Source organism: Streptomyces sp. SAI-135, from assembly GCF_029893805.1.
GTDB lineage: Bacteria > Actinomycetota > Actinomycetes > Streptomycetales > Streptomycetaceae > Streptomyces.
The window spans coordinates 6,847,639-6,860,118 of record NZ_JARXYP010000002.1 but is presented as its reverse complement, the minus strand read 5'-3'; the positions used below and the strand labels follow the sequence as shown (position 1 = coordinate 6,860,118).

At 72.1% G+C, this 12,480-nt stretch carries 7 protein-coding genes; 4 read left to right on the top strand and 3 right to left on the bottom strand.

Annotation, left to right across the window (positions count from 1 at the left end):
• Positions 1 to 65: 65 nt before the first annotated feature.
• Complete coding sequence (locus tag M2163_RS35530) at positions 66 to 545, top strand: MarR family transcriptional regulator (RefSeq protein WP_280896008.1); 480 nt, start codon at positions 66 to 68, stop codon at positions 543 to 545.
• A gap of 58 nt (positions 546 to 603) precedes the next feature.
• Positions 604 to 3,723, top strand: a complete 3,120-nt coding sequence (locus M2163_RS35525; protein WP_280896007.1) for an FAD-binding and (Fe-S)-binding domain-containing protein — start codon at positions 604 to 606, stop codon at positions 3,721 to 3,723.
• A 22-nt stretch (positions 3,724 to 3,745) separates the two neighbouring features.
• Here M2163_RS35525 and M2163_RS35520 read toward each other — a convergent pair whose 3' ends face one another.
• The 3 genes from M2163_RS35520 to M2163_RS35510 all read right to left on the bottom strand — a co-directional run bounded on the left by M2163_RS35520 (position 3,746) and on the right by M2163_RS35510 (position 9,523).
• Positions 3,746 to 4,330: a sigma-70 family RNA polymerase sigma factor gene (locus M2163_RS35520; protein WP_280848827.1), complete on the bottom strand. Its 585-nt coding sequence runs from the start codon at positions 4,328 to 4,330 to the stop codon at positions 3,746 to 3,748.
• A gap of 152 nt (positions 4,331 to 4,482) precedes the next feature.
• Complete coding sequence (locus M2163_RS35515; protein ID WP_280896006.1) at positions 4,483 to 5,133, bottom strand: hypothetical protein; 651 nt, start codon at positions 5,131 to 5,133, stop codon at positions 4,483 to 4,485.
• Between the two features lie 232 nt (positions 5,134 to 5,365).
• Positions 5,366 to 9,523: a molybdopterin-dependent oxidoreductase gene (locus M2163_RS35510; RefSeq protein ID WP_280897362.1), complete on the bottom strand. Its 4,158-nt coding sequence runs from the start codon at positions 9,521 to 9,523 to the stop codon at positions 5,366 to 5,368.
• A gap of 227 nt (positions 9,524 to 9,750) precedes the next feature.
• On the opposite strand from M2163_RS35510, the gene M2163_RS35505 reads away from it, so the two are divergent.
• Together M2163_RS35505 and katG are read left to right on the top strand one after the other, a co-directional pair.
• Entirely contained in the window at positions 9,751 to 10,197 is a 447-nt protein-coding gene (locus M2163_RS35505; protein WP_280848830.1) for a Fur family transcriptional regulator, read from the top strand.
• A 24-nt stretch (positions 10,198 to 10,221) separates the two neighbouring features.
• Positions 10,222 to 12,438 (top strand): catalase/peroxidase HPI, encoded by a 2,217-nt coding sequence (katG, locus tag M2163_RS35500; RefSeq protein WP_280896005.1) that lies wholly within the window; start codon positions 10,222 to 10,224, stop codon positions 12,436 to 12,438.
• Positions 12,439 to 12,480 lie beyond the last annotated feature (42 nt).

Here is a 12,480-nt window from a genome sequence, read left to right as displayed (position 1 = left end):
TCCAAATTTGGATGACAGCACGCTAGCTCATACTCCAAATTTGAACAACAGCTACACTCGACAACATGGCCGATCCGTCCGACTGCCCCGCCACCTCCGGTGGGCTCCTGCCCCCCGAACTGCACGCATGGATGGTGATGCTGGCCGCGACGGGAGCCGTCGAGCAGGAGCTGCGCTCCCTCGTCAAGGAACGGCTGGACGTCTCGCACGACGAGTTCCTGGTCCTGTGCCTGCTGGCCGCGGACCCCGGCCAGGCCCTGCGCATGACCCGGATCGCCGAACTCCTGGGCCGCCCGAAGACCCGCCTCACCTACCAGGTCGCCTGCCTCCAGCACACCGGTCTTGTCACCCGCAGGTCGGTCTGCGGTGACAAGCGGGGCATCGAGGTCGCCCTCACCGAGAAGGCGCGGGGGCTGCTGAAGGAGGCCTCCGAGGCCCTCGCCGAGACGGTCAAGGAGGCACTCGGGCGCTTCATGGGCCCCGCCCAGCACCAGGCGCTCTGCGCGCTGCTGCCCGGCTTCGCCGCGGAGGCGGCCCCGGAGTAGTCACCGGTGCGGTCGCGGGTACCCGGCCGGTGCCCGCGCCGACACGAAGGAGGGGTTCATGACGACCTCCGACCTGCCCGTTCCTGTCGTACGACGGTCCGAGGCACCCCCGCCGGACATCGCGGCCCTGGAACGCGCGCTGCGCGAGCGGGTCGACGGCGAGGTCCGCTTCGACGCCGGCAGCCGGGCCGCCTACTCGACCGACGCCTCGAACTTCCGCCAGACCCCGATCGGCGTGGTCGTGCCCCGTACGCCCGAGGCCGCGGCACAGGCGCTGGCGGTGGCCCGTGAGCACGACGCTCCGGTGCTCTCCCGGGGCGGCGGGACCAGCCTCGCCGGGCAGTGCACCAACACCGCCGTGGTGATCGACTGGTCGAAGTACTGCTCGCGGCTGGAGTCCGTGGACCCCGACGCCCGCACCTGTGTCGTCCAGCCGGGCATCGTGCTCGACGACCTCAATCGTCAACTCGCCCCGACCGGACTGCGGTTCGGCCCGGAGCCCGCCACCCACGCCAACTGCACGATCGGCGGGATGATCGGCAACAACTCCTGCGGGGCGACGGCTCAGGCCTACGGGAAGGTCGTCGACAACATCGCCCGCCTGGAGGTGCAGTTGTACGACGGCACCCGGTTCTGGTGCGGCGAGACCAGCGACGAGGAGTACGCCGGGATCGAGCGGCAGGGAGACCTGCGGGCCACCGTCTACCGGCAGTTGCGCGCCCTGCGCGACACTTACGCCGAGGAGATCCGCGCCCGCTTCCCGGACATCCCGCGCCGGGTCTCCGGCTACAACCTCGACTCCCTGCTCCCGGAGCACGGCTTCGACGTCGCCGGACTGCTGGTGGGCAGTGAATCGACACTGGTCACCGTCCTGCGCGCGGAACTGGAACTGGTGCCGGTCGTCGAGGAGCGCACCCTGGTCGTCCTCGGCTTCCCCGACATCGAGACGGCCGCCGACGCCGTCCCGGCGATCCTCCCGTACGAGCCGATCGCCTTGGAGGGCCTGGACGCGCGCCTCATCCGGGACGAACGGATCAAGCGCCTCAACCCGAAGGCCCGCGCCGAACTCCCCGAGGGCAACGCCTTCCTGATGGTGCAGTTCGGCGGGAAGACCCTGCGGGAGGCCGACGAGCACGCCCACCGCATGCTCGACGGCCTGCACGAGTCCGAGCACGACCCCACGGTCGCCTTCCTCGACGACCCCGCCCACGAACAGGAGTTGTGGCAGGTCCGCGAGGCCGGCCTCGGCGCCACCGCGCACATCCCCGGCCGGCCCGACACCTTCGAGGGCTGGGAGGACTCCGCGGTCCCGCCCGAACGGCTCGGCGACTACCTGCGCCGGCTGCGGGGCCTGTACGACGAGTTCGGCTACCTCAGTGACACCGGGCCCAGTCTCTACGGCCACTTCGGGCACGGCTGTGTGCACACCCGGATCCCCTTCGACCTGTACTCCGCCGACGGGGTCGCGGCCTACCGGCGGTTCATGGAGCGGGCGGCCGACCTGGTCGTGGAGTTCGGCGGCTCGCTCTCGGGCGAGCACGGCGACGGGCAGAGCCGGGGCGAGCTGCTGCCCCGCATGTTCGGGGAGCGGCTCGTCACCGCCTTCGGCCGGCTCAAGGCCGTCTTCGACCCCCTCGACCGGATGAACCCGGGGAAGGTCGTGGCGCCGTACGGGCTCGACGAGAACCTGCGCCTCGGCGCCGACTGGGCCCCGTACGACCCCCGCGACCTGCACTTCCGCTTCCCGCACGACGGCGGGTCCTTCGCCCAGGCCGCCAACCGCTGTGTGGGCGTGGGGAAATGCCGTCAGCACACCACCGAGGGCGGTGCGGTGATGTGCCCGTCCTTCCAGGTCACGCACGAGGAGGAGCACTCCACGCGCGGGCGGGCCCGGCTGCTGTTCGAGATGCTCGACGGACACGGCGACAGCGCGGTCCGGGACGGCTGGCGGTCCGAGGCGGTCCGTAACGCGCTCGATCTGTGTCTGGCCTGCAAGGGCTGCAAGCAGGACTGTCCGGCGGACGTCGACATGGCCACGTACAAGGCGGAGTTCCTCTCCCACCACTACGAGGGCCGCTGGTGGCGCAGGCCCCGGGCCCATCTCTCCATGGGCTGGCTGCCCGCGGTGGCGCAGGTGGTCGGACGCACCCGGCTCGGGCCGGTCGTCAACGCGCTCACCCACACCCCGCTCCTGTCCAGGGCGGCCGTGGCGCTCGCGGGCGTCGAGAACCGCGAGGTCCCGCTGTTCGCCGGGGAGACACTCCAGCAGTGGTTCGCCCGGCACGAGCCGTACGGCGACGGAGCGCGCGGCAGCGTCCTGCTGTGGCCGGACACCTTCACCAACCACTTCCACCCGCACGTCGGACAGGCGGCCGTGATCCTCATGGAGCACGCCGGCTGGCGGGTCGTCCTGCCCGAGGAGCCGCTGTGCTGCGGCCTGACCTGGATCTCGACCGGGCAACTCGCCACCGCCGAACGGGTGCTGGGCCGTACCGTGCGCAGGCTCGCCGAGCATGTCCGGGCGGGCGGCCTGGTGGTCGGCCTGGAGCCGAGCTGCACGGCGGTGTTCCGCTCGGACGCGCCCGAACTGTTCCCCGCCGACCAGGACGTACGGCGGCTGCGCGAGCGCACGGTCACGCTCGCCGAACTGCTCACCGAGCACTCCCCCGGCTACGAACCCCCGCAGGTTCCGGAACGCTCCGCGAAGGCCCTCGCCCAGGTGCACTGCCACCAGCACGCCGTACTGGACTGGCAGGCCGACCGGAAGCTCCTGCACCGCGCGGGAGTCGACGCCGAACGACTCGACTCCGGCTGCTGCGGCCTCGCCGGCAACTTCGGCTTCGAACCGGGCCACCTGGAGGTCAGCGAGGCGTGCGCGGAACGGGTGCTGCTCCCCCGGCTGCGCGAGGAGCCCCCGGAGACCGTGGTCCTCGCCGACGGCTTCAGCTGCCGCACCCAGATCCACCAACTCGACAGCGGCGGCCACGAGGGCGTCCACCTCGCAGAGCTGCTGGCGAGCGCTCTGCCGGGGACACCGGGCAGCGCGTACGGGGTGGCGCCGGGGGCGCGGCCCACTCCGCCGAGCCGCAGGGCGCAGGCACTGGCCCTGGCCGGAGCGGGCCTGGCGGGACTGACGGCGGCGGCCACGGCAGCCCGGTACCTCCGGAACACACCGTGACCTGATCCCGTCAGGGGCCCCCTCACACCACCAGTTCCCTCAGCTCCCCCCTGGCCCGCGCCACCCGGGACCGGATCGTCCCCACCGGACACCCGCTCACCCCGGCCGCCTCCTCGTACGACAGCCCCAGCAGCTGCGTGAGCACGAACGCCTCCCGCCGCTCGTCGGACAACGCCCCCAACAGGTCGCCCAGCACTATGCCGTCGTCGAATCCGGGCACACCCCGCGGCTGTGCCCGTTCGACCGCGTCCTGCCAGTCCGGGCCGTCGTACCGGCGGGGCCGGGCCGCCGCGTGCCGGTGTCCGTCGATCACCGCACGGCGGGCGATGGACAGCAGCCAGGCGCGTGCCGAGGACCGGCCCTCGAACCGGTGCAGACTGCCGAGCGCCCGCAGGAACGTGTCCTGGGCCAGGTCGTCCACGGACTGGGGGTCGGCGCAGAGGTGGGAGACGAAACGCAGCACGTCACGGTGCAGGGCACGGACGAAGTGGTCGACGGCTTCCGCGTCGCCGGTGCGGGCGGCGAGCGCCCAGGCGGTGGCGGAGGCGTCGGCGGACTCCCGTCGGGCGCGGGGGTCGGCGGGGGCGGGCAGGGTGGAAGTGATCACCAGGTGTCCTTCTCGGGTCAGCCGTGATCCGGACCGCACGGGCGCACACGGGTGCGCGGCGGTCCGGTGAGGGGACGGCCGTACGGCGCCCATGGCGGGCGTACGGCCACGGCCCGAGGCGCTCAGGGGCGGCCCCGGGTCACCGGCTGTCGTCAGGCGACAGCGGTCCCCGCGGGCGGACCCCGGTGGGTGATCGCGTGGCTGAGGAGGACGAGTCGCGGCGCCCGCTGCGAGCGGGGCCGCCGCAGCCGCGGGCGGTCCGGGACGGCGGGCGGGGCGAGCAGAAGCAGCCGCAGCGGGGCCGCCAGCCATCCGGCCACGGCCCGCAGGACGCGGAACGCGGCCCGCTCGCCGTACGCCAGCCAGAGCCCGGTGAGGAGCGCGGCGAGCAGGTGGGCGGCGTACATCCCGAACGGCACGAGGAACGAGAGGGCGTCGACACCCGACGAGGTCCCCATGGGGGCTGCGTCGAGGGAGTCCATGCCGCTCATGTGCATGGACTCCATGTGCATGCCGCCCATGTCCTGTGCCGCGTCCTGTGCCGCCGCCGTGGGTTGGGCGAGGGAGAACGCCGAGTGGAGGGCCGTCTGGGCTGCGACCACGACGGCCACGATCAGCGGCAGCCCGCGTTCCCGGCCGGCCAGACACCAGCCCGTGACCCCGGTCGCCACCAGGCCCGCGGTCAGTGTCCGGCCCGGCACCTCGGCACCGGACATGAGGACGTGGCCCAGGGCGGCGAGCAGCACACAGACGGCCGCGAACACCGCGGCCCGTACTGCGCGTGCGCACCACCCGGCTGTCATGGCGCCTCATCCTCCCATCCGGGCACCGGTCTCGACCTGTGGGTACGGAAATCCACCGGCCCTCCGCTCAGCGTGCCGTGCATGACCATCACGGGGCGCGGACGGGCGGTCCGAAGACCGCGTGCAGCGCGCCCTGGGCCGTGAAGGTCGTCGGCCGCCGAGCAGCCGGGCCGTCGTGAACCACCGGTACGAACCCGGCCGCCTGTGGTCCCAGACCTGCCCGCGGGCTTCGTCAGTAGATGTCCCGCACATAGCGCTTGTCGGTGGCGAGCTGCTTCACCCAGGCCGCCGCGCCCGCCTCGTCCAGACCCCCGTGCAGGACCGCGATGTCCCGGAGCGCCCGGTCGACGTCCTTGGCCATCCGGGAGGCGTCGCCGCACACGTAGAAGTGGGCGCCCTCCTGGAGCCAGGACCACAGCAGCGGGCCGTGTTCGCGCATCCGGTCCTGGACGTAGACCTTGGCGCGCTGGTCGCGCGAGAAGGCGGTGTCCAGACGGTCGAGGGTGCCGTCGGCCAGGAAGCCGGTCAGCTCGTCCTCGTAGTAGAAGTCGGTCGCCCGGTGCTGCTCGCCGAAGAACAGCCAGTTCGGGCCCCGGTGGCCGAGGGCCCGGCGCTGCTCCAGGAAGCCGATGAAAGGCGCGACGCCGGTGCCGGGGCCGATCATGACCATGGGCGTGGCGGAGTCGGCGGGCGGGCGGAAGTGCGGGGAGCGCTGGACGTGGACGGGCACCGGGGTGTCCGCGGCCGCGTCGGCGAGGAACGGCGAGCAGACGCCCTGGCGGGGCCTGCCGTGCAGGTTCTCGTACCGCACGACGGAGACGGTGAGCGACACCAGGTGCGGGTCGGTCAGCGGGCTGGACGATATGGAGTACAGGCGCGGCTGGAGGCGTGGGAGGATCCGCGCCCACTCCTGCGGGCCGGCTTTCACGGCGTACTCCGTGATCACGTCCACGGCCTGCCGGCCCCAGCCCCACTTGGCGAGCTCGTCCTTGTTGTCGGGCCGCAGGAGTTTCTTCAACTCCCTCGGGTCGCGGGTGTGTTCCGCGACGAACCGGAGCAGGCCGGGGGTGATCCGGGTGATGTCGAGGTGGCGCAGGAACGCCTCACCGAGCGCCACCTCGCCCACGCCGTCGACGTCCACCGCGGCCTGTGCGTCGAGACCGGTGACGGCCAGCCACTCCTCGACCAGGCCGGCCGAGTTGAGCGGACGGATGCCGAGGGCGTCGCCCGCCTCGTACAGCAGCGGGCTCTCACCGTCCCGGGTGTCGAAGGTGAACCTGCGGACCTCCTTGCCGGCGCCGGGCAGGCTCAGGAGGCGGTTGCCGGTGAGGCGGGCGAGGACGGGGGCGGTCCTCTTCGCGCGGGGCGGGGGGACGGAGAGCGCCGGAGCGGTCGGCCGGACCACGGCGGGGGCAGGCCCGTGCGGGCCGGGTGCCGGTGTGTCGGTCAGCGCCGTCAGCACCTGGTCCAGCCAGCCGTGGGCCGCGTCCTCGAAGTCCGGCTCGCAGTCCGTGCGCGGGGCGAGCCGCAGCGCGCCCAGTTCGTCGAGGCGCTGGTCGAGCCGGCGGCCGTGTCCGCAGAAGTCGTCGTACGACGAGTCGCCGAAGGCGAGTACCGCGTACCGCCGGCCCTCCAGACGAGGGGTGCCGGGGTCGGTCAGGGTCTCCCAGAAGCCGCTGCCGTTGTCGGGGGCGTCGCCGTCGCCGAAGGTGCTGGTGATCAGCAACAGGTCGGCGCCGGGCGGGAGTTCACCGAGGTCGGCCTGGTCCATGCCGACCAGGGACGTGCGGTGGCCGACGGTGGTGAGCCGAGCCGCGGTGGCGGCGGCGAACTCCTCGGCGTTGCCGGTCTGCGAGGCCCAGAGGATCACGACCTCACGGCGCAGGGCCGCGACCGGGGGGCGCACGGCCAAGGACGGGGTGGACGGTGTGGTGGTGGACGGTGTGGTGGCCGCCCGTGAGTACATCCCGGCGAGTGTGCCGTTCACCCACAGGGCGTGCTCGGGGCTGAAGGGCGCGTCGGGCGGCAGCACCGGAACCCCGGCCGCACCGGCCGGGACCCCGGCGAGGAAGCCGACCAGGTACTGGCGCTCCTGCGCGGTGAGGACGGGTGGCGGAGCCGGGTCGAGACCGAAGACCGACGCGGCCGCGGACGCGACTTCGGCGGCCGCGGCTCCCTCGGGCGCGGCCGCCGAGGCCGTCCCCGGCACCGGAGGGGCCACCGGAACCGGAGCCACCGCGGCGCCCGGAGTCCGCACGGCCACCGGCGTGGGCACCCGCGTCAGCGACACCGCGCACACCTTGAACTCCGGCTGGAACGACAGCGGATCGACGGCGTCGTTCGTCACCGCGTTGACGCTCAGGTACTCCCCGAACAGGTCGTTCCAGTGGAAGGGCGCGAAGCAGCACCCCGGCCGCACCCGGTCCGTCACCACGGCGGGCAGCACGGCCCGCCCGCGCCGCGAGGCCACCTCGACGGAGTCGCCGTCGGTCACCCCCAGAGCCGCCGCGTCCTGCGGATGCAGCTCCACGAACGGCCCGGGGTTCAGCTTGTTCAGCTTCGCCACCTTCGCCGTCTTGGTCAGCGTGTGCCACTGGTGCTGGAGCCGCCCGGTGTTCAGGACGAAGGGGTAGTCGTCGTCCGGCATCTCGGCCGGCGGGAGGTGCGGCCGGGCGTGGAAGACGCCCCGCCCGCTCGCGGTGGGGAACTTCAGCGTCCCGTCCTCCCCCACGTACCGGATCGGGTTGCGGTCGGGCCCGTCCTCGCTCGCCGCCGGCCACTGCACCGGCGTCGACCGGAGCCGCTCGTAGGAGACCCCGCGCAGGTCCCAGCCGGTCTTCGGGTTCCAGGCCCGCTTGATCTCCTCGAAGACGTCCTCGGCACTGTCGTACGAGAACCCCTTCTCGTACCCCATCTCGCAGGCGACGGCGGCGATGAGGCGCCAGTCGGCCATCGCCTCGCCGGGCGGGTCGGCGACCGCCGGTGTCAGCGTGAGGTTGCGCTCGCTGTTGACGAAGACGCCCTCGCCCTCCGTCCACAGCGCGCCGGGCAGCACGACATCGGCGTACGCGTTGGTCTCGGTGTCGGCGAAGACGTCCTGGGTGACGACGAACTCGGCGGCTTCCAGGCCCTCGATGACCGTGCGGCGGCCCGCGACGGAGGCGACCGGGTTGGTGCAGATGATCCAGCACGCCTTGATCTCGCCGTCGGCCATCTTCCGGAACATCTCGACGGTGCCCTTGCCGACGCCGTCGGCGCGCAGGGTGTCCGGCGGCAGTTCCCACAGCTCCTCGACGAAGGCCCGCTCCTCGTCGACGAGGACGGACCGCTGGCCGGGCAGGCCCGGACCCATGTAGCCCATCTCGCGGCCGCCCATCGCGTTGGGCTGGCCGGTGAGGGAGAAGGGGCCGCTGCCGGGGCGGCAGATGGCGCCCGTGGCGAGGTGGAGGTTGACCAGGGCGTTGGTGTTCCAGGTGCCGTGGGTGGACTGGTTGAGCCCCATGGTCCACAGGCTCATCCACTCACCGGCCGCCCCGATCAGCCGGGCCGCCTCCCGGATGTCCTCCTCGGCGAGGCCCGTCAGCCCGGCCACCGCGGCGGGCGTGCAGTCGGCGAGGAACTCCGGCATCGCCTCCCAGCCCTCGGTGTGGGCGGCGATGAAGGCGGGGTCGGTGTCGCCGTTCTCGTGCAGCAGGTGCAGCAGGCCGTTGAGCAGTGCGAGGTCGGTGCCGGGCTTGATCTGGAGGAACAGGTCCGCCTTCGCGGCGGTGGCGGTGCGCCGCGGGTCGACCACGATCACCTTGGCGCCCGCCGACCTCACCCGCTCCATCATCCGCAGGAACAGGATCGGGTGGCAGTCGGCCATGTTGGAGCCGATGACGAGGAACAGGTCGGCCTTGTCGAAGTCCTGGTACGAGCCGGGCGGGCCGTCCGCGCCCAGCGACAGCTTGTAGCCGGTGCCGGCGCTCGCCATGCACAGCCGGGAGTTGGACTCGATCTGGTTGGTGCGCAGGAATCCCTTGGCGAGCTTGTTCGCCAGGTACTGGGCCTCCAGGCTCATCTGCCCGGACACATAGAGCGCGACCGCGTCGGGGCCGTGCTCGTCGACGATCTCCCGCAGCCGCCGTGCCGTCTCGGTGATCGCCGTGCCGACGGCTTGCGGCACCGGCTCCGCGCCGCGCTCGGGCCGCACCAGGGCCGAGGTCAGCCGTCCGGGCGCGGCCAGCAGGTCGGCGGTGGTGGCGCCCTTGGTGCAGAGCTTGCCGAAGTTGGCGGGGTGCTCCTTGTCTCCGGACGCCTTCAGGACCGTCCGCCGTCCGTCCGGGCCCCTCCCGATGTCGAGGACCAGGCCGCAGCCCACACCGCAGTACGAGCAGACCGTCCGCACCACGGGCACGCCTCCTGAGCTCAGCCGGTTCGATCTCCACCGACCGTACGAAATGCCCATTACACCGATGTCTCCCGAGCCGTTCACCAGGGGTTACACCGCCCGCACAGCTGACCGGGCAGTGTTGTGAGCGCCGTCGCAGGGCACCGCGGCCCTGATCCGACGCGCCACAGACTTGGAACGGTTCCATTTCTTGAACCATTCGTGTTTGTGGGGGTAGGTTGGTCCCCATGACCGCCCCCCAGCCTCCGAACACCGCCGATGAGCTGCGCGGTGCCGGCCTGCGGGTGACGGCCGCGCGCGTCGCACTGCTCGAGACCGTCCGGGCCGGTGACCACCTCGCGGCCGACGCGATCGCCACGCGAGTGCGCGACCGTCTCGGCCACATATCCCTCCAGGCCGTGTACGAGGCCCTGCACTCGCTCACCGCGGCCGGCCTCGTGCGCCGCATCGAGCCGCCCGGCAGCCCGGCACGCTTCGAGGGACGGGTCGGTGACAACCACCATCACCTGGTCTGCCGGTCGTGCGGGACCGTGGTCGACGTCGACTGTGCCGTCGGTCACGCGCCCTGCCTGACAGCTTCCGACGACCGCGGCTTCTCGATCGACGAGGCCGAGGTCATCTACTGGGGCCTGTGCCCCGCCTGTTCCGCCCAAGGGCTCACATCAGCACCGTGATCCACCCAGTTCGGAAGGACTGACATGTCTGAGAACCACGACGCAATCGTCACCGACTCCAAGCCCGAGGGCACCGGTGGCTGCCCGGTCGCGCACGGGCGCGCCCCCCACCCGACCCAGGGCGGCGGCAACCGCCAGTGGTGGCCGGAGCGCCTGAACCTCAAGATCCTCGCCAAGGACCCGGTCGTCGCGAACCCGCTCGGCGCGGACTTCGACTACGCCCAGGCCTTCCAGGCCCTGGACCTGGACGCCGTGAAGCGCGACATCGCCGAGGTGCTGACCACCTCGCAGGACTGGTGGCCCGCCGACTTCGGCAACTACGGCCCGCTGATGATCCGGATGGCCTGGCACAGCGCCGGCACCTACCGCATCAGCGACGGCCGCGGCGGTGGCGGCCGTGGCCAGCAGCGCTTCGCGCCGCTGAACAGCTGGCCGGACAACGGCAACCTGGACAAGGCCCGCCGCCTGCTGTGGCCGGTGAAGAAGAAGTACGGCCAGTCCATCTCCTGGGCCGACCTCATGATCCTCACCGGCAACGTCGCCCTGGAGACGATGGGCTTCGAGACCTTCGGCTTCGGCGGCGGCCGCGCCGACGTCTGGGAGGCCGACGAGGACGTCTACTGGGGTCCCGAGACCACCTGGCTGGACGACCAGCGCTACACCGGCGACCGTGAGCTGGAGAACCCGCTCGGCGCGGTCCAGATGGGCCTCATCTACGTCAACCCCGAGGGCCCCAACGGCAACCCGGACCCGCTGGCCGCGGCCCGCGACATCCGTGAGACCTTCCGCCGCATGGCGATGAACGACGAGGAGACCGTCGCCCTCATCGCCGGTGGCCACACCTTCGGCAAGACCCACGGCGCCGGTCCGGCCGACGCGGTAGGCAACGACCCCGAGGCCGCCGACATGGCCGACCAGGGCCTGGGCTGGAAGTCCACCTACGGCACCGGCAAGGGCGGCGACGCCATCACCTCCGGTCTCGAGGTCACCTGGACCACCAAGCCCACCCAGTGGAGCAACGACTTCTTCGACATCCTCTTCGGCTACGAGTGGGAGCTCACCGAGTCCCCCGCCGGCGCCAAGCAGTGGGTCGCCAAGGACTCCGAGGAGATCATCCCGGACGCCCACGACCCGTCGAAGAAGCGTCGGCCCACGATGCTCACCACCGACCTCTCGCTGCGCTTCGACCCGATCTACGGCGAGATCTCCAAGCGCTTCCACGAGAACCCGGACCAGTTCGCGGAGGCCTTCGCCCGCGCCTGGTACAAGCTGACCCACCGTGACCTGGGCCCGAAGTCCCTGTACCTCGGCCCGGAGGTCCCGGAGGAGACCCTGCTGTGGCAGGACCCGCTGCCGCAGGCCGAGGGCGAGCCCATCGACGCCGCCGACGTGGCAGCCCTGAAGGCCAAGGTCCTGGAGACCGGCCTCACGGTCTCGCAGCTCGTCTCCACCGCGTGGGCCTCGGCGTCCACCTTCCGCGGCAGCGACAAGCGCGGCGGTGCCAACGGTGCCCGCATCCGCCTGGAGCCCCAGCGCGGCTGGGAGGTCAACGACCCCGAGCAGCTCGCGCAGGTGCTGCGCGTCCTGGAGGGCGTCCAGGCGGAGTTCAACACCGGTGCGAAGAAGGTCTCCCTGGCCGACCTGATCGTCCTCGCGGGTGCCGCGGCGGTCGAGAAGGCCGCCAAGGACGCCGGCTACGCCGTGGAGGTCCCCTTCACGCCGGGCCGTGTGGACGCGACCGAGGAGCACACCGACGTCGAGTCCTTCGCCGCCCTTGAGCCGGTCGCGGACGGCTTCCGCAACTACCTCGGCAAGGGCAACCGCCTGCCGGCCGAGTACCTGCTGCTCGACAAGGCGAACCTGCTCACCCTGAGCGCCCCCGAGATGACCGTCCTCGTCGGTGGCCTGCGGGTCCTCGGCGCCAACCAGGGCGGCACGGCGCACGGCGTCTTCACCGACCGTCCGGGCGTCCTGACCAACGACTTCTTCGTCAACCTGCTCGACCTGGGCACGACCTGGAAGTCCACCTCTCAGGACCAGACGGCGTTCGAGGGCCGTGACGCGGAGACCGGCAAGCTGAAGTGGACCGGCACCCGTGCCGACCTGGTCTTCGGCTCCAACTCCGAGCTGCGCGCGCTCGCCGAGGTCTACGCGAGCGACGACGCCAAGGAGAAGTTCGTGAAGGACTTCGTCGACGCGTGGGTCAAGGTCTCGAACCTGGACCGCTTCGACCTGGTCTGAGCGTCCGAGTGAGGCAGGGGCCGGTCCGTGTGGACCGGCCCC

Coding starts and splice junctions, on each gene's coding strand:
- M2163_RS35530 (WP_280896008.1), top strand. CDS start 66: ATGGCCGATCCGTCCGACTGCCCCGCCACCTCCGGTGGGCTCCTGCCC.
- M2163_RS35525 (WP_280896007.1), top strand. CDS start 604: ATGACGACCTCCGACCTGCCCGTTCCTGTCGTACGACGGTCCGAGGCA.
- M2163_RS35515 (WP_280896006.1), bottom strand. CDS start 5,133: ATGACAGCCGGGTGGTGCGCACGCGCAGTACGGGCCGCGGTGTTCGCG.
- M2163_RS35505 (WP_280848830.1), top strand. CDS start 9,751: ATGACCGCCCCCCAGCCTCCGAACACCGCCGATGAGCTGCGCGGTGCC.
- katG (WP_280896005.1), top strand. CDS start 10,222: ATGTCTGAGAACCACGACGCAATCGTCACCGACTCCAAGCCCGAGGGC.